This window comes from Nocardioides marinquilinus (assembly GCF_039543705.1).
Lineage (GTDB): Bacteria > Actinomycetota > Actinomycetes > Propionibacteriales > Nocardioidaceae > Nocardioides > Nocardioides marinquilinus.
Map to the genome: position 1 here is coordinate 748855 of NZ_BAABKG010000002.1, position 20625 is coordinate 769479.

General features: G+C 73.7%; 14 protein-coding genes. 7 read left to right on the top strand and 7 right to left on the bottom strand.

Features of this window, described 5'->3' with window-relative positions:
• Positions 1-194 precede the first annotated feature (194 nt).
• A complete protein-coding gene (locus ABEA04_RS09640) occupies positions 195-1100 on the bottom strand; it encodes a hypothetical protein (RefSeq protein WP_345457551.1) in 906 nt (301 codons plus the stop codon).
• A gap of 123 nt (positions 1101-1223) precedes the next feature.
• Between ABEA04_RS09640 and pruA the strand changes: the two genes are divergently transcribed.
• Positions 1224-2852 (top strand): L-glutamate gamma-semialdehyde dehydrogenase, encoded by a 1629-nt coding sequence (gene pruA, locus ABEA04_RS09645; protein ID WP_345457554.1) that lies wholly within the window; start codon positions 1224-1226, stop codon positions 2850-2852.
• Positions 2853-2949: 97 nt separating this feature from the next.
• Positions 2950-4365: an FAD/NAD(P)-binding protein gene (locus tag ABEA04_RS09650; protein WP_345457556.1), complete on the top strand. Its 1416-nt coding sequence runs from the start codon at positions 2950-2952 to the stop codon at positions 4363-4365.
• 79 nt (positions 4366-4444) lie between these two features.
• Here ABEA04_RS09650 and ABEA04_RS09655 read toward each other — a convergent pair whose 3' ends face one another.
• The gene (locus ABEA04_RS09655) at positions 4445-6193 is read right to left on the bottom strand and encodes a sensor histidine kinase (RefSeq protein ID WP_345457559.1); all 1749 of its coding nucleotides are present in this window, start codon (positions 6191-6193) and stop codon (positions 4445-4447) included.
• 118 nt (positions 6194-6311) lie between these two features.
• Here ABEA04_RS09655 and purF point away from each other — a divergent pair, with 118 nt between their 5' ends.
• From purF to ABEA04_RS09670, 3 genes are all read left to right on the top strand, one after another.
• Positions 6312-7853 (top strand): amidophosphoribosyltransferase, encoded by a 1542-nt coding sequence (gene purF, locus ABEA04_RS09660; protein WP_345457562.1) that lies wholly within the window; start codon positions 6312-6314, stop codon positions 7851-7853.
• A gap of 20 nt (positions 7854-7873) precedes the next feature.
• Positions 7874-8956 carry a phosphoribosylformylglycinamidine cyclo-ligase gene (gene purM, locus ABEA04_RS09665; RefSeq protein ID WP_345457565.1) on the top strand — a complete coding sequence of 361 codons (1083 nt, stop codon included), beginning with the start codon at positions 7874-7876 and terminating at the stop codon, positions 8954-8956.
• 146 nt (positions 8957-9102) lie between these two features.
• The gene (locus ABEA04_RS09670) at positions 9103-9288 is read left to right on the top strand and encodes a DUF3073 domain-containing protein (RefSeq protein WP_345457568.1); all 186 of its coding nucleotides are present in this window, start codon (positions 9103-9105) and stop codon (positions 9286-9288) included.
• A 527-nt stretch (positions 9289-9815) separates the two neighbouring features.
• Here ABEA04_RS09670 and ABEA04_RS09675 read toward each other — a convergent pair.
• The 5 genes from ABEA04_RS09675 to ABEA04_RS09695 all read right to left on the bottom strand — a co-directional run bounded on the left by ABEA04_RS09675 (position 9816) and on the right by ABEA04_RS09695 (position 17122).
• Positions 9816-10913, bottom strand: a complete 1098-nt coding sequence (locus tag ABEA04_RS09675; RefSeq protein ID WP_345457571.1) for a Glu/Leu/Phe/Val family dehydrogenase — start codon at positions 10911-10913, stop codon at positions 9816-9818.
• A gap of 119 nt (positions 10914-11032) precedes the next feature.
• Positions 11033-14371: a response regulator gene (locus tag ABEA04_RS09680; protein ID WP_345457574.1), complete on the bottom strand. Its 3339-nt coding sequence runs from the start codon at positions 14369-14371 to the stop codon at positions 11033-11035.
• Between the two features lie 194 nt (positions 14372-14565).
• A complete protein-coding gene (locus ABEA04_RS09685; protein WP_345457577.1) occupies positions 14566-14841 on the bottom strand; it encodes an HU family DNA-binding protein in 276 nt (91 codons plus the stop codon).
• Between the two features lie 82 nt (positions 14842-14923).
• Positions 14924-15085, bottom strand: coding sequence for a hypothetical protein (locus tag ABEA04_RS09690; protein WP_345457580.1), 162 nt, complete (start codon positions 15083-15085; stop codon positions 14924-14926).
• Between the two features lie 105 nt (positions 15086-15190).
• Positions 15191-17122, bottom strand: coding sequence for an LTA synthase family protein (locus ABEA04_RS09695; RefSeq protein WP_345457583.1), 1932 nt, complete (start codon positions 17120-17122; stop codon positions 15191-15193).
• Between the two features lie 436 nt (positions 17123-17558).
• Here ABEA04_RS09695 and ABEA04_RS09700 point away from each other — a divergent pair, with 436 nt between their 5' ends.
• Together ABEA04_RS09700 and ABEA04_RS09705 are read left to right on the top strand one after the other, a co-directional pair.
• Positions 17559-19100, top strand: a complete 1542-nt coding sequence (locus ABEA04_RS09700; protein ID WP_345457586.1) for a DUF1800 domain-containing protein — start codon at positions 17559-17561, stop codon at positions 19098-19100.
• Between the two features lie 11 nt (positions 19101-19111).
• Entirely contained in the window at positions 19112-20443 is a 1332-nt protein-coding gene (locus ABEA04_RS09705) for a DUF1501 domain-containing protein (RefSeq protein WP_345457589.1), read from the top strand.
• Positions 20444-20625 lie beyond the last annotated feature (182 nt).

Below are 20625 nucleotides of genomic sequence, written 5' to 3' on the forward strand. Positions count from 1 at the left end.
ACGAGCCTCGAGACCGCCGACCCTGGCTCGGGAACGTGCGCTCGGGGTCGCCCTTCGACGAGCTCAGGGTCCGTGTGGTCGGGTCCACGTCACGGGGTCTCGAGGCTCGGCCGTGGCCGGCCTCGCACCTCGACCACCGTGCGAGCCGGCCCTCACACGTGGACGTGCAAGGACGGCGTCCCGGTCCGCTGGGCTCAGCAGCCGGGGCAGAACAGGACGGTGAGGGCGGGGGCGGCGCCGGAGGTGACGGTGGTGTCGGCGACGAGGGACTCGTCGAGCGGCGTCCCGGGGCGGGCGGCGGTGACGGCCCAGAAATCGTAGGAGCCGGCGAGGGGCTGGGGGAGGGTCGCGCTGTAGGTGCCCTGGCACACCATCCGCAGGTCGCCCCCGGCGGTCACGCGGCGGTCGACGAGGTCGACGTCGCGGGCCCGCACCTCGGCCACCCGCTCGCCGTCGGACGACGTCACCGCCACCCGGTAGCCCTCCATGACGCTCGGGCAGCCGCGGGGCCAGGGCTTGCGCCGGGGCGACAGCGTCCACGAGGTCTGCAGGGTGCCGGTCACGGTGGCGTCGGGCAGCGGCTCCTCGGTCGTCCCCGGGTCGGCCGGATCGGTCGGGTCGGTCGGGTCGAGCGGCTGCAGCGGGAACGTCGGGTCGTCGGTGACCTCGGTGGTCGGGTCGTCGGCGGTCGCCTCGGCGAGCTTCTCGCGCGCCGCCTTCAGCCGCGTGCGCAGCGTGGCGACCTCGTCCTCGGCCGCCCGCGCGGCCCGACGGCTCCTGGTGCCTGTGCGCTCGAGGGTCCGCACCTGCTCGCGGGCCTCCTCGAGGTCGCGCTGCAACCGTCGCACCGCCGGCGTGCGGACGTCGTCCGCCCGGTCGGTCGCGGCCACCGGCTCGACCGACGTCGGCGGCGCCTCGGCCTGCAGCCGTGAGGCCGCGGCGGCACGGTCGAGGTCGGCCTGGGAGTAGGGCGTGTCGCCGGTGACGTGCAGCGTCGCGACGACGCCCACCGCCACCGCCACGACGGCGCTCAGCAGGGCGACGACGGTCACGCCGACGTCCTCGGCCACCGAGACCAGGCCCGCGAACAACCGGGGCATGCCGATCACCTCCCGTCACGGCTCAGAGAGGTCATCGGCGCCGTACGAGGGTGACTTGAGGGCCGGACGACGGCGCGGGGCGCGCATTCGGCACGCGGCCCGGCGGCGTCCTATGTTCGGCATATGGACGCGATCACCCACCCCCCGGTCCCGGTCAACGAGCCGAACCTGACCTACGCGCCCGGCAGCGCCGAGCGGGTCGCCCTCCTCGCCGAGATCGAGAAGCTCGAGCGCCGTCCGCGCGCGCTGCGCGCGCACGTCAACGGCCGGTGGCGAAACGGTGGGGGCGAGGAGATCCAGGTCGTCCAGCCCCACGACCACCAGCACGTGCTCGGCACCATCCGCAACGCCACCACCAAGGACGCCGAGGCGGCGGTCAAGGCCGCCCGCGACGCCGCCCTGCCGTGGCAGCGGATGCCGTTCGACGAGCGCTGCGCGATCATCCTCAAGGCCGCCGACCTGCTGGCCGGCCCGTGGCGCCAGCGGCTGAACGCCGCCACCGTGCTCGGCCAGTCGAAGACCGCGTTCCAGGCCGAGATCGACGCCGCCTGCGAGCTGATCGACTTCTGGCGCTTCAACGTGCACTACGCCAAGCAGATCCTCACCGACCAGCCGATCGCGAACAGCCCGGGCGTGTGGAACCGCACCGACCACCGCCCGCTCGAGGGCTTCGTCTACGCGATCACGCCGTTCAACTTCACCGCCATCGCGGGCAACCTGCCCACCGCCCCGGCGCTGATGGGCAACACGGTCGTCTGGAAGCCCAGCCCCACCCAGCAGCTGGCCGCGACGCTGACGATGGAGCTGCTCGAGGAGGCCGGCATGCCGCCCGGCGTCATCAACATGCTGCCCGGCGACGGCCTCGACGTCTCGAAGGTCGCGCTCACCAGCCCCGACCTCGCCGGCATCCACTTCACCGGCTCGACGCCGACCTTCCAGCACCTGTGGCGCACGGTCGGCGAGAACATCACCGGCTACAAGGCCTACCCGCGCATCGTCGGCGAGACCGGCGGCAAGGACTTCATCCTCGCCCACCCGAGCGCCGACCCCGACGTGCTGCGCACCGCCATGATCCGCGGCGCCTTCGAGTTCCAGGGCCAGAAGTGCTCGGCCGCCTCGCGCGCCTACGTGCCGAGGTCGCTGTGGGAGAAGATCAAGGACCAGCTGGTCGCCGACACCGAGAACCTCTCGATGGGCGACCCGACCGACCTGTCGCACTTCATGGGCGCCGTCATCGACGACCGCGCGTTCGCCAAGCACCGGGCGGCCATCGCCCGCGCCCGGCGCACCAACGGCCTCACGGTCGTCGCCGGCGGCCAGACCGACGACACGGTGGGCTACTTCGTGCGGCCCACCATCGTCGAGGCGACGAACCCGGACGACGAGATGTTCAGCACCGAGTACTTCGGCCCGATCCTCGTCGTCCACGTCTACGACGACGCCCGCTGGGAGCGCGTCATCGCCCAGCTCGAGAGCGTCGCGCCCTACGCCCTGACCGGCGCGGTGATCTCGCAGGACCGCGCCGCCATCGCCTACGCCCGCCGCGAGCTGCGCTTCGCGGCCGGCAACTTCTACGTCAACGACAAGCCCACCGGCGCGGTCGTGGGGCAGCAGCCGTTCGGCGGCGGTCGCGCGTCGGGCACCAACGACAAGGCCGGCGCGGCGGTCAACCTCCTGCGCTGGACCTCGCCGCGCTCGATCAAGGAGACGTTCGTGCCGCCCGTCGACCACCGCTACCCGCACCAGGGCTGAGCGGGAGCCGGCGGAGGGGTGACACGCGGACGACGCGCCGTCCGTCGGGGTGGTGCGCGATACCCGTTCTTGGCTACTAGTTAGGTACGGTTAGGCCATGACTGTCACCGCTGCTCCGCCCTCGAACGCCGTGACCGGCTCTGACACTCACCACACCACCGCGATCGTCGGCGGTGGTGCGAGCGGCGTGCTCACCGCGCTGCGGCTGCTCGGCGCGAGCACCGACCCGCGGCTGCGGGTCGAGATCCACGAGGCCAGCGGCATCGTGGGCCGCGGCGTCGCCTACGGCACCAACGACCCGCGCCACCTGCTCAACGTGCGCTCGCGCCACATGAGCGCCTTCACCGACGTGCCGTCCGACCTGCTCGACTGGGCGCGCGACACCGGCCGCAGCGTCGACCCGCAGGCCTTCCTGCCGCGCCTCGACTTCGCCGCCTACCTGCAGGACCGCCTCGCCCGCGTCGCCGACCACCGCCTCTCCATCCGCGCCGGCCGGGTCGAGGACGTCGCCCCGCTCGACCCGGCGCAGGGCGGCGGCTTCGCGCTGCGCACCGGCGGCGTCGTCTCGCGGGCCGACGACGTCGTCCTGGCCTACGGCAACCCGCGGCCCCGCCCGCTCGTGCTCGACGGCGACGAGCTGCCGCCGGCGTCGTGGCACCTGTCGAACCCGTGGGACCTCGCCGCGCTGCGCACGCTGCCCGACGACGCCACCATCGTGGTCGTCGGCACCGGCCTGACCGCCGTCGACACCGTCATCACGCTGCTCGCCGAGGGGGCCGGCCGCCGGGTGGTCATGGTGAGCCGCCACGGCATGCTGCCGCACGCGCACGTCGCGCAGCAGTCGACCGCGTGGGTGCCGCCGGTGCCCTCCGGCGACCTGACCGCCGACCTGCTGGCCGACCACGTCGCTGAGCAGGTCGCCGCCGCCGCCCGCCAGGGCGTCGGGTGGCGCGCGGTCGTCGACGGCCTGCGCGCCGCCACGCCGTCGCTGTGGCTGCGGCTGCCGCTCGCCGAGCGCCGCCGCTTCCTCGACGTCCACGCCCGGGCCTGGGAGGTCCGTCGCCACCGCATGGCCCCCGAGGTCGCCGCCCGGCTGCAGGGCTACCAGGACGACGGCCGCCTGAGCGTGCTGTCGGGCGGCCTGCGCTCGGTCGCCGACCGCGGCGACGGCTGCCTGGTGCGCGCCGGCCAGCTGCAGGTGCCGCTGCACGCCAGCGCGATCGTCAACTGCACCGGCCCGGCCACCGACATCACCCGCTCCAGCGACCCGCTGCTGCTGGCGCTGCGCGAGCGCGGCCTGGTGCGGCCCGACCCGCTGCACCTGGGCCTCGACACCACGGTCGAGGGCGCGGTCGTCGGCGACGACGGGGTCGTTGTCCCGGGCCTGCACGCCGTGGGCCCTCCCCGCAAGGGCATCACGTGGGAGTCGACCGCCATCCCCGAGATCCGCGGCCAGGCCGCCGAGGTGGCGGCGACGATCGTCGCCCGCGCCGGCGTCCGCGTCACCCGCTAGCCCTGACGAGGGGACCGGTCTTCCACGCGGACCCGACCCACGGACCCTGAGCCTGTCGAAGGGAGCCTGTCGCAGGGGCTCAGCTGGCCACGCGCGCGTCGCGGCTGGCCCGCGGCAGGCTGACCCGGAAGGTGCTGCCCTCGCCGAGGGTCGACTGGACGCCGATGCGCCCGCCGTGGCGCTCGACGATGCGCTTGCAGATCGTCAGGCCCAGCCCGGTGCCCGGCCGCGCGACCGCCTGCGGGTTGGTGGAGCGGAAGAACTCGGTGAACAGCCGCTCCTGATCGGCCTCGGAGATGCCGATGCCCTCGTCGGCCACCGCGATCTCGACCTCCTCGTCGTGGACCGTCACCGTCAGCGCGACCGAGCCGCCAGCGTGGGTGTACTTGACCGCGTTGCTCAGCAGGTTGGTCAGCACCCGGTCGAGGTCGTCGGCGTCGAAGCTGACCAGGGCCTCCTCGTGGGGCACCACGACGTCGATGTGCAGGTCGCGGTTCTCGGCACCCTCGCGCGTCAGCTGCACGGCCTCGTCGATGACCGCGCGGACGTCGAGCACCTCGCCCGGCACGTCGGCCTCGGGGTCCTCGATCTCGGCCAGGGCCAGCAGGTCGTCGACGACCCGGCGCATGCGCAGCGCGGCCCGCTCGAGGGCCGCCACCGAGCGCCGCGCGTCGGTGGGCATGCCGCCGACGCCCTCGAGCAGCTCGAGGTGGCCGAGGATCGCGCCCAGCGGGTTCTTCAGCTCGTGCGAGACCGTCGAGAGCACCTGCGCCTTGTAGGTGGCGAGGTCGCGCAGCTGCTCGACGAGTCGCTGCTCGTGCGCCAGGTTGCGCGAGCGGACGACGGCCTGGGCGATGTCGCGGGCGACGTCGAAGGCGCTCGCGCGCTCGTCGGGGCTCCAGGGCAGCGAGGGGTCGACGCGGCCGAGGGCGATGTGGCCCAGGCACTCGGTGCCGGAGCCGAGCGGCACCAGCATCGAGGTCGCCATCCCGGTGTCGTGGACGGCGAGGAGCATGGCGGCGTTCTGCTCCTCGCTCACGAAGCCCGGCGGCCGGAGGTGGTCGGCGGCGACCACGACGCCCTGGGCGTCCCAGGCGCGCCGCGCGATGTCGCGGATGTTGTCCATCAGCGCCTCGGAGACCGGCGGCGGGGGCGACCCGACGGCCGCCAGCTCGCTCGTGGCGTAGGTGCGGATGCCGAGGTAGTCGGCGCGGAAGCCCTCGAGCAGCGGGGCGCGGCAGTCGTCGAGCACCCGCTCGAGGTCGTCCTGCGCGCTGGCGAAGCGGACGACGCCCCGCGCGGCCTCGGCGAGCCGGATGCGCTCGCCGAGCTCGTCGCGCTCGACGGCCATGCGCAGGGTGCGCTCGGCCTGGGCGGCGTAGCGCTCGAGCAGGTGGCGCTGGGTGGGGTCGGGACGACGCCGGGTCAGCGGCAGGTCGATCGAGAGCAGGCCGAGCATGGCGCCGTCCTCGCCGTAGAGCGGCGCGACGAGCAGGTCGAGCGGGTGCCAGGCGTCCTCGCCCTCGACCGGGTCCATGTCGGGCACCCAGCCGACGGTGTGCAGGTCGGAGGCGGTGCGCTCGTGGGGCACGAACCGGAACCGGCCCCAGTCGTCGGCCCGCTCGAGCTCGGCGGTGGCGGCGCGCAGCGGCGTGGCCACGCCGAGCATCGCGGTGCGGATCTCGTGGCTGCCCTCGACCGCGACCGAGTGCATCCGGTCGCCGCGCACCACGCTGATGATCGCGATCTCGAAGCCCACCATCTCGGCCACGGACGCCGCCACGAGCGACAGCGCCTCGCGGGATCCGGCGTCGGACCAGCTCGTCACGTCGATGTGCGCGCGTGGGGATGAGTGGTTCACAGCAGTGCCTCGAAGGTCGATGGGAGCCGTCGTCCAGCCTACGGGGATTCTCGGCACCCGGCGTCCGGTTCCGTAGGATCGGGACGTGCCCTATCTGAGCAGCCGCTCCGGCGGCGACGGCAGGCTCACCGCGGCGCTCGACCCCAGCGACCAGGGGCCGCAGGACGCCTGTGGCGTCTTCGGTGTCTGGGCGCCCGGCGAGGACGTCGCCAAGCTGACCTACTTCGGTCTCTACGCGCTGCAGCACCGCGGGCAGGAGTCCGCCGGCATCGCGGTGAGCAACGGCCGCCAGATCCTGGTCTACAAGGACATGGGGCTGGTCTCGCAGGTCTTCGACGAGACCACGCTCGCCTCGCTGACCGGGCACCTGGCCATCGGCCACACCCGCTACTCCACGACCGGCGCCAGCACGTGGCAGAACGCCCAGCCGACGTTCCGCCCCACCTACGGCGGCTCCATCGCGCTGGGCCACAACGGCAACCTGGTCAACACCCACGAGATCGCGCAGCTGGTCTCCGAGCTGCCCGGCGACGACGGCGAGCTCGACCTGCACGTGCGCGGCGGCGAGGGCTCCACCAACGACACCGGCCTGGTCACCGCGCTGCTGGCCCACCACCCCGACACCTCGCTCGAGGAGCGGGCGCTCGAGGTGCTGCCGCTGCTGCAGGGCGCGTTCTGCTTCGTGTGGATGAACGAGAACACGCTGTACGCCGCCCGCGACCCGCAGGGCATCCGCCCGCTCGTGCTCGGCCGCCTCGACCGCGGCTGGGTCGTCGCCAGCGAGGACGCCGCGCTCGCCACCATCGGCGCCAGCGTGGTGCGCGAGGTCGAGCCGGGCGAGCTGGTCGTCATCGACGCCGACGGCCTGCGCAGCCACCGCTTCGCCGAGCCGGCGCCCAAGGGCTGCGTCTTCGAGTACGTCTACCTCGCCCGCCCCGACGCCACCATCAGCGGCCGCAGCGTGCACGAGGCGCGGGTCGAGATGGGCCGCGAGCTGGCCCGCCAGTACCCCGTCGAGGCCGACCTGGTGATGCCGGTGCCCGAGTCGGGGACGCCGGCCGCCGCCGGCTACGCCGAGCAGAGCGGCATCCCCTTCGGCCAGGGCTTCGTGAAGAACGCCTACGTCGGCCGCACCTTCATCCAGCCCAGCCAGACGCTGCGCCAGCTCGGCATCCGGCTCAAGCTCAACGCGCTCGAGCACATGATCCGCGGCAAGCGCATCGTGGTCGTCGACGACTCCATCGTGCGCGGCAACACCCAGCGCGCCCAGGTGCGGATGCTGCGCGAGGCCGGGGCGCTCGAGGTGCACGTGCGCATCTCCAGCCCGCCGGTGAAGTGGCCGTGCTTCTACGGCATCGACTTCGCCACCCGCGCTGAGCTGATCGCCAACGGCCTGGACGTCGACGAGATCGCCGCGAGCGTCGGCGCCGACAGCCTGGGCTACATCTCCGAGGAGGGCATGGTCGCCGCCACCGGTCAGCCCGCCGAGCGGCTGTGCCGCGCCTGCTTCACCGGCGAGTACCCGATCGAGCTGCCCGACGAGAGCCTGCTCGGCAAGCACCTGCTCGAGACCTCGATCACCTCGCCGACGCACGGCAAGGCGCTGCCCGTGCTCAACAACCCGTGACCGACCACGAGCGGAGCCCCGTGACCAACCCCGACCAGCCGCAGCTGTCCGCCTACGCGCGAGCGGGGGTCGACGTCGAGGCCGGCGAGACCGCCGTCGAGCTCATGAAGGGCTGGGTGGCGAAGGCCGGCCGGCCCGAGGTGATCGGCGGCATCGGCGGGTTCGCCGGGCTCTTCGACGCCAGCGCCCTCACCGGCTACACCCGGCCGCTGCTGGCGACGTCCACCGACGGCGTCGGCACCAAGGTCGCCATCGCCCAGGCGATGGACGTGCACGACACCATCGGCTTCGACCTGGTGGCGATGGTCGTCGACGACCTCGTCGTGTGCGGCGCCGAGCCGCTGTTCATGACCGACTACATCGCCACCGGGCGGGTCGTGCCCGAGCGCATCGCCGCCATCGTCAAGGGCATCGCCGAGGCGTGCGTCGAGGCCGGCTGCGCCCTCATCGGCGGCGAGACCGCCGAGCACCCCGGCCTGCTCGGCCCCGACGAGTACGACGTCGCGGGTGCCGCCACCGGCGTGGTCGAGGCCGACCGGCTGCTCGGCCCCGGGCGGGTGCGCCCCGGCGACGCCGTGATCGCGCTGGCGTCGTCCGGCCTGCACTCCAACGGCTACTCGCTGGTGCGCCACGTGCTGCTGCAGGAGGCCGGCTGGTCGCTGGAGCGGCACGTCCCCGAGCTCGGCCGCACCCTGGGGGAGGAGCTGCTCGAGCCCACCCGCGTCTACGCCAAGGCCTGCCTCGCCCTCGCCGAGCACACCGAGGTGCACGCCATGGCGCACGTCACCGGCGGCGGGCTGGCCGCCAACCTGCAGCGCGTCATGCCCGCCGAGCTGCGCGCCACCCTCGAGCGCGCCACCTGGAACCCGCCGCCGGTCTTCGACCTCGTGCGCGGCGTCGGCCGGGTCTCGCAGGACGACCTCGAGTCCTCGCTCAACTGCGGCGTCGGGATGGTCGTGCTCTGCCCGCCCGACTCCGTCGAGCCTGCCCTGCACCTGCTCCAGGGCCTCGACCAGCGCGCCTGGGTCGCCGGTCAGGTCGACGTCGACCCGGACGGCGAGGCCACCGTCCGGCTCGCCGGGCAGCACCCCGACCGGGCCTGAGGGCGCCGCCGCCGACACGGCGAGCATTCAAGTGCCGTCCGACGTGCCGGAACAGACGTGCAACAGGTAGCGTTGCCCCCACGAGATGTCGAGAGAGCCCGGGTCGCCTTGCGCGCCCGGCCAAGTGTGCGAGGGGGCTGGACCCTATGGGCCGCGGCCGAGCGAAAGCCAAGCAGACGAAGGTCGCGCGCGACCTGAAGTACCGGACTCACGAGACCGACTTCGGGGCCCTGGCGCGCGAGTTGCACGGTGAGGACGGCGGCGGCGGAGACGTCGACCGCTCCACCGACGACCACGACGAGTGGTCCGACTACGCCAAGCGCCGCGACTGAACCCCTCGTCGCCAGCGCGTCGGCCCGCCGAGGCCGGCCGGGCCGCACGGACGCTGAGCTCGTCGTAGGGCTCGGACGTCGTGCGGTGGTGTTCGCGTCGATGGTGCGGGGTCTCGAGGCTCGGCCGTGGCCGGCCTCGCACCTCGACCATCGTCAGCAGCGACGGATGACGATGGTCGAGGTGCGAGGAGCCCTGGCGACGAGCCTCGAGACCGCCGGCCCATCGAGGTCGGCCCGGGCACACGGACCCTGAGCTCGTCGAAGGGCCCTTCGACAGGCGCAGGGTCCGTGGGGTCCGGTCTGCGTTGACGTCACGGGGTCTCGACGACGGCCTCGCGTAGACGCTCGGCCTGCTCTACCAGCGGTGTGCCTGACGATGGTCGAGGTGCGAGGAGCCCTGGCGACGAGCCTCGAGACCGCCGGCCCACCGAGGTCGGCCCGGGCACACGGACCCTGAGCTCGTCGAAGGGCCCTTCGACAGGCGCAGGGCCCGAGGGGTCCGGTCTGCGTCGACGTCCCGGCTCGAGTCAGGCGGGGAGCCAGATGCCGCGGAGGCGGCCGACGTCGCGGATGCGGCGCTCGGCGAGGCGGTCGGCGGCGAGGGCGGGGGAGACGGCGTCGGAGGCGGCGAGGGCGAGGACGTCGCGGGTGGTGTCGTAGATGCGGGCCGCGCGCTGCTGGGCGCGCTCGAAGGAGAACCCCTCGAGCTCGTCGGCCACCTGGATCAGCCCGCCGGCGTTCACGCAGTAGTCGGGGGCGTAGACGATGCCGCGGTCGGCCAGCGTCTTCTCGACGCCGGGGTGGGCGAGCTGGTTGTTGGCCGCGCCGCACACCACCCGCGCCGAGAGCGTCTCGGCGACCTCGTCGGTGATCGCGTGGCCGAGCGCGCACGGTGCGTAGACGTCGAGGTCGCCGGCCACCAGCGCGTCGGTGGACGACGCCGCCGTCACGTCCGGGTGCTCGTCGCGCACCCGGTCGACCGCCGCCGTCGCGACGTCGCTGACCACGACCCGGGCGCCCGCCTCGACCAGGTGCCCCACCAGGTGCCGCCCGACCTTGCCGACGCCCGAGACGCCGACCACGCGGCCGTCGAGCGACGGCGACCCCCACGCGGCCTCGGCCGCGGCGAGCAGGCCGCGGAAGACGCCGAACGCGGTGAGCACCGAGCTGTCGCCGGCACCGCCGTGCGCGACGGTGCGGCCGGTGACGAAGCGCGACTCACGCGCCACGACGTCCATGTCGTCGGAGTAGGTGCCGACGTCGCAGGCGGTGCGGTAGCGCCCGCCCAACGACTCCACGAAGCGTCCGTAGGCCCGCAGCAGCGCCTCGCTCTTGTCGACGCCCGGGTCGCCGACGATGACCGCCTTGCCGCCGCCGAGGTCGAGCCCGGCCAGCGCGGCCTTGTAGGTCATGCCGCGCGCCAGGTCGAGGACGTCGCTCAACGCGGCCGCCGTCGTCGGGTAGGGGTGGAAGCGGGTGCCGCCCAGCGCGGGGCCGAGGGCGGTGGAGTGGATCGCGACGATGGCGCGCAGCCCGCTGGCGGGGTCGTGGGCGAAGACGACCTGCTCGTGCTCGGCGCCGAGGTCGAAGACGTCGGTGGAGGCGGGTGCGGGCGTGAGTGACATGGGTGGCGTCCGTTCGGGTGGTCGGCGACCGCGGCGTCCGTGGGTGGGGACGATCGGTCTGGTCGGCCGCAGGGGTGGCGCGGCTGATCCCACCGTAGAACACCCGGCGGGCGTCCGGCTCACGCCTCGGCGGCGCCCCCGGCGGCCATCAGGGCCGCCACGCCCTGCGCCATCGCGACGCGCAGCGCGTCGAGCAGGGCGTCCGCCTGCGACTCGTCGTCCGGCCCGTCCAGCCCGTCGCGGCCGAGGTGCTCGAGGTCGCCGGCCAGGTGCCCGACCCGGGTCAGCCCGAGGTTCAGCGCGCTGCCCTTGAGCTGGTGCGCGTCGGCGACGAGCCGCTCCACGTCACCGTCGGCCAGCGCGACGCTGAGGCGCGCCAGCGACCCGTCGGCGCGGCTGAGGAACGAGGTGCGGGTGCGCTCGAAGAAGCTCACGCCGTCCTTGACCAGCTCGGAGAGCATCGCGACGCGCTCGGGGTCGAGCACCTCCGACGCCGGCGCCCCGCCCGCGCCGGGCACGGCCGCGGGACCGCCGTCCAGGTGCCGCCCGGGCCCGACCGGCTCCGGCGTGGGCTCGGCCGCCGCGTCGCCCGACCCGGCGGCCGCCGGCACCCGCGCCAGGGCCTGCGCCAGCTGCGCCGGGTCGACGGGCTTGGTCAGGAAGTCGTCCATGCCGGCCTCCAGGCACCGGTCGCGCTCGCCGGGCAGCGCCGAGGCGGTCATCGCGATGATGGGCACCCGGACGCCGTCCGGCTCGCCGGCCCGGATCGCCCGGGTGGCGGCGAACCCGTCGAGCAGCGGCATCCGGCAGTCCATGAGCACGACGTCGACCCGGTGGCCCGGCGGCAGCGCCGTCACCGCCTCGGCGCCGTTGGTGACGGTGTCGACCTCGCAGCCCAGGTTCTCCAGCAGCCCGGTCGCGACCATGCGGTTGACGGCGTTGTCCTCGACGACGAGCACCCGGAGCCCGAGCGGCTCGGGCGCCGCCGGACGACGCCGGGTGCCGGCCGCCACCACGGCCGGCGCGGGGGGGTCGGCGGTCGGCGGCGAGGCCTCGAGGAGGAGGTCGTAGAGCTCGGAGGGGCGCACCGGCTTGCCGACCTGGGCCCGGAAGCCCGCGGCGCCGAGCTCGGCGGCGCCCGCGCCGTCGCCGGCCACCAGCAGCAGGTCGATGCCCGCCAGCCGCGGCTCGCGGCGCACCTGCCGCCCCAGCTCGAGCCCGTCGACGCCGGGCATGTCGAGGTCGACCAGGGCGAGGTCGTACGGCGTGCCGCGCTCGGCGGCGGCCACCAGCTCGCGCAGCCCCTCGACGGGCGAGACCGCCACCACCGGCTCGTGCTGCCAGACCTCCAGCTGCCGGGCCAGGAACGCCGCGGCCGTCGGGTTGTCGTCGACCACGAGCACGCGGCGGCGCCTGGTGCGGCCGGCGGCGTCCGCGCCACGGGCCCCGGCGACCCCGGCGACCCCGGCGACCCCGGGGGCCCCGGCGGCCGGGTGGTCGTCGTCCAGCTCGGCGAGCGTGGTGGTGAACCAGAACACGCTGCCGGACCCCGGCGAGCTGCGGACGCCGATCTCGCCGCCCATGTGCTCCACGAGCCGCCGCGAGATCGCCAGCCCGAGCCCGGTGCCGCCGTGCTCGCGGGTGGTCGAGCGGTCGGCCTGCGTGAAGGCGTCGAAGAGCCCCTCGAGGGCGTGCTCGGGGATGCCGATGCCGGTGTCGCGCACCTCGACGCGCAGCGCCACCCGCCCCGCCTCGCGCGACGCGGCGGGGTCGAGGGCGACGTCGATGACCACCTCGCCGCCCTCGGTGAACTTCACCGCGTTCGAGCCGAGGTTGGTGAGCACCTGGCCGAGGCGCACCGGGTCGCCGAGGACGGCGCGCGGCACCGCCGGCTCGCAGCCCACCACCAGCTCGAGGCCCTTCTCGTGCGCGGGCCCGGTGAGGATGGTCGCGGTCTCCTCGAGCACCGCGCGGACGTCGAACTCGGTGACCTCGAGGTCGAGCTTGCCCGACTCGATCTTCGACAGGTCGAGGACGTCGTTGATCAGCGCCAGCAGCGTCAGGCCGGCCCCGCGGAGCCCCTCTGCCAGCCGCCGCTGCTGGTCGTCGAGGCGGGTGCGCAGCAACAGGTCGGTCAGCCCGATCACCCCGTTCATGGGGGTGCGGATCTCGTGGCTCATCGTGGCCAGGAACTCCGACTTGTGCGCCGAGGCCGCCATCGCCTCGTCGCGCGCCTCCGACAGCAGCGCGTTCGACCGCTCGCGCTCGGCCACCCGGCTCAGCTGGTCGCTCATCTGGGTCAGCACCGACCACGTCTGCCCGTCGGGCTCGGGCACGTCGAGCAGCAGCTGGACGACGCACGCCACGCCCCGCCCGCGGCGCACCGGCAGGCTCACCAGGCACCGGTCGGGGGCCGAGGCGACCGACGCGACCTCGACCTCGCGGCTGGCCCAGCACTCCTCGGCCCGCTCGCGGTCGGGCTCGGGGACGCCGCGCACCGGGTCGGGCATCGTGTAGGCCTGCAGCGGCCCGCCGCGCTCGGCGCGGGCGAAGACGCCCACCGGCTGCCACTGGGTCAGCTCGTCGACCAGCTCGGCCGAGCGCACGAGGGCGTCGGCCAGCGTGCTGGAGCGGTTGGCGGCGCCCGCGGTGCGCTGCAGCAGCTGCAGCCGCTCGGTGGCCGCGCTGGCGGCCTCGCCGGCGGTGCGCAGGTCGGTGATGTCCTGGCAGATGCCGGTCACCTCGACGGCGACGCCCTCGTCGTCCCGCTCGACCCGCCCGTAGCCGCGCACCCAGCGCAGCCCGTGCACCGGGTTGACGAACCGCGACTCCCACGTGAACTCGTCCTGGTGGCGCAGGGCGGTGAGGATGACGGCGCGCACCGCCTCGCGGTCGTCGGGGTGCAGCAGGTCGAAGGTCGCCGTCCAGGTGCCCGGGAACCGGCCCGGCTCGACGCCGAACAGGTCGTAGAGCTCGGCGCTCCACCACACGCGGTCGGGGGCGACGTCCCAGCGCCACGTGCCGAGCCGGGCCAGGGACGCCGCTGCGGCCAGCTGCTGCTCGCGGTCCTGCAGCTCGTCGAGCAGGCGGCGCCGCTCGGTGTACTCGGTGAAGCGGTGCAGGTAGCCGAGGGTGGTGCCGTCGGGCCCGGCCACGGGCGACCAGCTCACCAGCGTCCAGACCGTCGACCCGTCGGCGCGCACGACGAGGGTCTCCTCGTTGACGGCGCCGGTGTGGCCCTCGCGCATCTGCTCGAGGTGGACGGCGAAGTCGAGGCGGCCCTGCTCGTCGTGCATCTCGAAGCCGCTGAGGCGCTCGATGCCCGCGAACGGCCGGTCGAGCAGGTCGGCCAGCGCCTGGTTGGCCAGCAGGGTCTCGCCGTCGAACCCGACGAGCCACAGGGCGTCGGTGGTGGCCTCGAAGACGGCGCGCGCGAGTGCGGGGTCGTGCACGGTCACGACGCGACCCTCCCTCCGCCTCGACCCCCAGCACGCACGTGGACGCCTTCATCATCGGCGACGCGTCAACCGTCCTTGACGCGCGGGGGCCTCCCGGGGGCGCGCGCGGGTCCCGGGACGCCGACAGCCGGCCCCGCGGGTGCGGGACCGGCTGTCGGGTGGTGCGGGTGCCCGATCGGCTCGGGCGGCGGGGCTCAGCCCTGGACGGCCTTCTTCAGCGCGGCGCCGGCCTTGAAGGCGGGCGCGGTGCTCGCGGCGATGTCGATCGACTCGCCGGTCTGCGGGTTGCGACCCTGGCGGGCGGAGCGCTCGCGCGTCTCGAAGGTGCCGAAGCCGGCGATGGTGACCTTCTCGCCCTTGGCCAGCGTGCTGGTGATGGCGTCGAGGGTGGCGCCGAGGGCCTGGTCGGCCTGAGCACCGCTCAGGCCGGTCGCGGAGGCGATGGCGTCTTTGAGCTCGGAGCGGTTCATGGGGTGTTGCGTCCTCTCGTTCGTGGTGCGGGCACCGGACGGTGCCGCTGCGGCGCCGAACCTAGCGCAGCACCGCCGGGGATCAGAGTGGCAGCCCGGCCTGGACGACGAACGCGGCGGCGGTGAGGACGAGGATCGCGAGCACCGCGACGATGCTGACGAGGTCACGATCGAGGTCGCTGCGGCGGCCCGCGTCGTCGTGGCGGGTGGTGGGCTGGCGCGTCCCGAGGTGCGTGTCGCTCATCGTCTGTCTCCAATGCCGATTGATTCACTAGAGATAATAGCGAACAGGCGTGCTCCCGCCAACCACGAAGGGGTGGGACGCGAGCGGGACGGCGACCGGCGGGCCTCAGCGCAGCGCGCCGGGCCACATCCGGTCGACGGCGTAGCGGTCGCCGATGGAGAAGTCGTACTGCACCAGGCGGGCGTCCTGCAGGGCGCGCTGGCCGGCGGGCCCGAGGTCGTCCTCGGAGATCTCCGCGCCGGTGGGGGAGAGCATCCGGCCCTGCTCGAGCGCGGTGACGTGCTTGCGCATGCGCTCGAGCATCGCGAAGTACGGCGGGATGGGCGCGTCGGCCATCTCGTAGAGCATCGGCAGGAAGCCGGTCGGGCTCGACTGCGGCAGCCGCTTCTGCGGCGTCCCCTCGCTGCTCCACAGGAAGAACGGCGTGGTGTACATGCCCAGGCCCGGGTTGGCGTCGGCCACGTCGGAGTCGTAGATGCCCGGCAGGTGGTCGCCGAAGAAGACCACGACGGTCTTCTCCTTCGACTGCTTGAGCGACTGCAGGAACGAGCTGAGCGCCTTGTCTGTGTAGGACAGGCCGCGGGCGTAGTTGCCGATGCGGTTGGCCTCGTCGTCGTCGACGTCGCCGGTGACCCCGATCGGGTCGGGGTAGTTGTCGTCGACCGGGATGTGGTTCTGCATCGTGACGAGGTTGACCATCAGCGGGTCGTCGGACTCCTCGATCTGCTTCTGCACCTCGTCGAAGGCCGACTGGTCGGAGATGAACTCGTTGTCGTCGATCATGTCGGTCTCGGACATGGTCGTGTCGTGGATGAACTCGTCGAAGCCGAAGGTGTCGTAGACCTTGTTCCGCTTGTACATCCCCGTCATGTAGGGGTGGATCGCGATGGGCTTGTGCCCGTGGGCGCCGAACCAGCCGACGGCCGAGGGGTAGGAGTCGTACTCGCCCACGAGCATCTGGTACGGCGAGCTCAGCTGCGGCTCGAACAGGCCGATGGACTGGCCGGTGAGGGTCTCGAACTCCATGTTGGCGGTGCCGCCGCCGTAGAGCTGGGCCATCATCTGGCCCGAGGTGCCCGCCTTCATCATCGCCCGGGTGCGCGGGATCGGGTCCTCGTCGAGGTCGAAGCCGTTGAGGCGCGTGGGGTCGGTGAACGACTCGCTGAGCACGATGACGACGTTGGTGTCGTCGAGCGAGCCGGTGCGGTTGCGGTTGATCTTGGCCGCCATGCGCTCGTAGCGGGTGGCGACGGCGTCCATCTCGTCGGGGCCGTAGCCCTCGGGCGTCGGCATCGCGACGGTCGGCATGTTGTAGAGGAAGCCGCCGACGAAGCCGTTGGCCAGGTAGTTGGTGCGCTGGTTCCAGTAGCGCCACTTGCGGTTGCCGACCTCGTAGACCGCGCGCCAGGCGTTGCCGGGGTCGTTGAACCGGGTGGTGTCGACCAGCAGCGCCAGCGCGAAGGTGACGACCATGGCGCGCGCGAGGACGGCGACGAGCTGGCGACGCACCGGCAGGTGCGAGAGCCACACGGGCGCCATCCGCGGCTCGAACTTGCGGCCGAGGAACCAGGCCGCGGCGACGATGGCGAGCACCCCGATGCCGGCGATGACCAGCATCTGTGGAGCGACCATGGTGGTGAGGAAGCCGGGCTCCTTGATGAAGTCGACGTCGCTCGGGTAGACGGGCTCGGAGCGCAGGCCGAGCTTGACCCGGTTGGCCACCGCGATGACCACTGTCAGCGCCACCACGATGCCGAGCGAGAACGTGACCCGGTTCGTCAGGCCGATCAGCACCACGAGGATCAGCCAGATGACCAGGCTGTCGGCCACGAAGCTGAGGGTGTTGACGAAGGTCGACTCCCACCAGAAGCCGCCCTCGCCGATGAGGCCGGACAGCTCGAGCACCAGCGCGCAGGCCATGGCGCCGAGCCAGGAGACCCGCTGGGCCCACAGCAACGAGTACCACGGACCACGCTGCGGGCGGCCGGTCGACTCGTCGGTCGTCTCGACCGGCTCGTCGATCAGTCGCTCGGGCATGAGGCCTCGCTTCCGCGGCTCGAAGTGGTGACGGGACGCCGCGGGGCGCGGCGGGGGTGAACATCCAGGTTACGCCGTGAGACGCTTGTCGTTCGATTCCCGTTCGACGCGTCGTCATGCGTCACGGTTCCGTAACCGCCGTCCCGGCGGGCTCCCCCGCGGGGGCACGGCGACGGCCCGGTGGTGGTGCGTGGCCGAGATCACGTCGTCCGGTCGGCCGGTCGGACCATCCGCCAGCCCCGCAACCCCCGCAACCCGAGGCCCGGGCTGACCCGAAGTGACCATGCCGCTCGGGCCGATCGGACCGATTCGCCCCCGGTGGCGCACCGATCGGTCCCGCGCGGACGTCGGAGCCTGGCGGGCCGCCCCCGGGGGGCCCTAGCGTGGCCCGACCGCGCCGACACCCCCATCGGCGCCCGCCCCCCCGGGAGCCTCCGTGACCTCCGACCGTCCCCGCCGTCCCGCCGCCGCGCCCGAGGCCACCGACGACCGGCGCCGGCGTCCGGGGCGCGCGTCGCGCACCTACGCCGCCGTCCGCGCCGACACGGTGCGGGCGCTGCCGCCCGCCGACCGGCACCTCGTGCGCCGGTTCAGCTGGGGCCTCACGCCCGCGCTGGCCGAGGAGGTGCGGCGCGCCGGCGGCGGCCGGGCCTGGTTCGAGCGGCAGCTGAGGCCCGCCGACCTGCCCGACCCGGCCGGCGCCGACATCGACGGCTGGTACCCCTCGACGCTGCGCTCGCCCCGGGCGATCTGGGACCGCCACCACAGCGAGCAGGAGTACATCTGGGACGTCGTCGCCGACCTCAGCCGCCGCACGGTGGCGCGCCGCATCCACGGCCGGCGCCAGGTGCACGAGCTGATGGTCGACTTCTGGTCGAACCTGCTGCACGTGACCCTCGGCCACGAGGAGGCGCAGTTCTGGCGCATGGACTACGACCGGGTCATCCGCGCCAACGCGCTCGGCAGCTTCGAGACGCTGCTGCAGCGCACCATCACCCACCCGGCCATGGGGCTCTACCTCGACAACGCGTTCTCCTCGAAGTGGGCGCCCAACGAGAACCTCGGCCGCGAGCTGCTCGAGCTGCACACCGTCGGCGTCGACGCCGGCTACACCGAGGACGACGTCAAGGCCTCGGCCCGGATGCTCACCGGCTACCGCGTCGACCTGTGGGACGACTTCGCCCACGCCTACGAGCCGGAGTGGCACGACACCGACCCGGTGAAGGTCATGTCGTTCAAGCACCGCAACGACAGGGCCGACGGCCGGGCGGCGACCCTGGCCTACCTCTCCTACCTCGCCCACCACCCGGCGACCGCGCGCCGCCTGGCCCACCGGCTGTGCGTGCGCTTCGTCTCCGACACCCCTTCGGCCTCGATCGTCAACGCCGTCGCGAAGGCCTACTCGACGGGGCGGACGGCGATCGTGCCGACGCTGCGGGCCCTCGTCTCGCACCCCGACTTCGACGCCGCGCCGATGTCGAAGGTGCGGATGCCGACCGAGGACTACGTGGCCACCGTGCGCGCGCTCGGCATCCGCCTGCAGCGCCCGGGCCGCGACGACGCGTTCGCCAACGCGATGTACTGGCAGTACTCGCAGGCCGGTCAGCCGCCGTACGAGTGGCCCGCGCCGAACGGCTACCCCGAGGTCGGGGCGGCGTGGTCGAGCGCGGGCCGGGTGCTCACCAGCGTCTACGTGCACCGCGACCTCGCGGCGCGGTGGTGGCCCACCGAGCGGGCCACCTTCCCGACCGAGCGGTCGATGCTGCCGCCGATGCCCGCCACGCTGCTGCAGGTGATCGACCAGCTCGGGCTGCGGCTGCTCGGCGAACGACCACGCCAGGGCATCGCCGAGGGCGTGGCCACCGTGGTCGGCCTGCCGCTCTCGCGCCGGCTGACCGCCGACGAGGTCGTCGACTCGTGGACCTTCACGCGCATCGTCGCCTCCCTGCTCGACTCGCCCCTGCACCTGCACCGATGACGGAGCCGACGATGACCACCTCACCCCTGGACGGCGCCGCGACGACCCGGTCGGGCAGGACGACGGGTGGCCGCGCCTGCGGCTGCCCCGAGTTCCGCATGAGCCGGCGCCGGCTGCTCGGCACCGCGATGGCCACCGGCGGCGCGCTCGCCGGGGCGCAGATGTTCGGCGACGCGTTCCGGCAGGTGGCCTACGGCGGCGAGCCCGGCGGCAACGTCGTCGTCGTCCTCAGCCTGCGCGGCGGCTCCGACGGCCTCTCCCTCGTGGTGCCGCGCAACGTCGACTCCGCCCGCGACCACGACCACCTCACCGGCTACCGCAGCACGATCGTCGTCCCGCAGGGCGCGCTGCTCGACCTCGGCGCCGAGCGCCGCTTCGGCCTGCACCCGGCGCTCGACCCGCTGCTGCCGATGTGGCAGGCGGGCAGCTTCGGCGCGGTGCACGCGGTGGGGCTGCCCGCCCCCAACCGCAGCCACTTCGACGCCATGGAGGAGGTCGAGGACGCCGACCCCGGCTCGCGGCTGCGCGTGGGCTGGATCAACCGCGTCATCGGGTTCGACGGCGCCAACGCGCCCGAGGAGGCCGTCGCCCTCGGCACCTCGCTGCTGCCCACGTCGATGGTCGGGCCGTCGTCCGCCCTGGGCGTCAACCAGGTGGGCGACCTGCAGATCGCCGGCGTCGGCACCTCCGGCGAGGCGCGCCGACAGTCGCTGAGCCAGATGTGGCGCGCCAGCGGCACGCCGCTCGCCCGCGGCGTCAAGGTCGCCGTCGACTCGACCACCAAGCTCGCCCGCCTCGCCGAGAACGTGGACGACGACGTCCACGGCGACCTCTACCCCGACGGCCCGCTGCGCGGCGCGCTCGCCAACACCGCCGCGCTGATCCGCGAGGACGTCGGCACCAAGATGATCGCGATCGACTACGGCGACTGGGACATGCACGAGGGGCTCGGGTCGGTCGACGGTGGCTGGATGACCGACCACCTCGGCCACTTTGCGGCGTCGCTGAAGGTCTTCTTCGACGACCTCGGCAGCCACGCCGGACGCGTGACCGTGGTGACGATCAGCGAGTTCGGACGTCGCGTGGAGGAGAACGGCAGCGGCGGCGTCGACCACGGCTACGGCAACGCGATGCTGCTGCTCGGGGCCGGCGTCGCCGGCGGGGCGGTGCGCGGCGACTGGCCCGGGCTCGCGCCCGGCGACCTCGTCGACGGCGACCTCGCGATGCGCCAGGACTTCCGCGACGTGCTGTGGGAGGTGCTGGACAGCCGGCTGCCCGGCGTCCAGCGGGACGCCATCTTCCCGGGCTTCCGCCCGACCGCGCTCGGCACGATGCGCGCCTGACGCACCTGACCATCCCGAGCCGCCCGGGCGGCCGGATAGGTGCCCCGGACATGAAGCAGCCCGAGGTGTCTCGGGTCACCTCGGGCTGCTGAGGACAACCATGCCCGGGCGTCGGGGCCGCTGTCCGGCGAACGCGGGAATTCGCGACCGGTGGTCTGGACCGGGGCCCGGGTCGGCGTAGG

Bases quoted from the DNA above. Each gene is read 5' to 3' on its own strand.
- ABEA04_RS09640 (WP_345457551.1), bottom strand. From the start codon at position 1,100: ATGCCCCGGTTGTTCGCGGGCCTGGTCTCGGTGGCCGAGGACGTCGGC.
- pruA (WP_345457554.1), top strand. From the start codon at position 1,224: ATGGACGCGATCACCCACCCCCCGGTCCCGGTCAACGAGCCGAACCTG.
- ABEA04_RS09650 (WP_345457556.1), top strand. From the start codon at position 2,950: ATGACTGTCACCGCTGCTCCGCCCTCGAACGCCGTGACCGGCTCTGAC.
- ABEA04_RS09670 (WP_345457568.1), top strand. From the start codon at position 9,103: ATGGGCCGCGGCCGAGCGAAAGCCAAGCAGACGAAGGTCGCGCGCGAC.
- ABEA04_RS09675 (WP_345457571.1), bottom strand. From the start codon at position 10,913: ATGTCACTCACGCCCGCACCCGCCTCCACCGACGTCTTCGACCTCGGC.
- ABEA04_RS09685 (WP_345457577.1), bottom strand. From the start codon at position 14,841: ATGAACCGCTCCGAGCTCAAAGACGCCATCGCCTCCGCGACCGGCCTG.
- ABEA04_RS09690 (WP_345457580.1), bottom strand. From the start codon at position 15,085: ATGAGCGACACGCACCTCGGGACGCGCCAGCCCACCACCCGCCACGAC.
- ABEA04_RS09695 (WP_345457583.1), bottom strand. From the start codon at position 17,122: ATGCCCGAGCGACTGATCGACGAGCCGGTCGAGACGACCGACGAGTCG.
- ABEA04_RS09705 (WP_345457589.1), top strand. From the start codon at position 19,112: ATGACCACCTCACCCCTGGACGGCGCCGCGACGACCCGGTCGGGCAGG.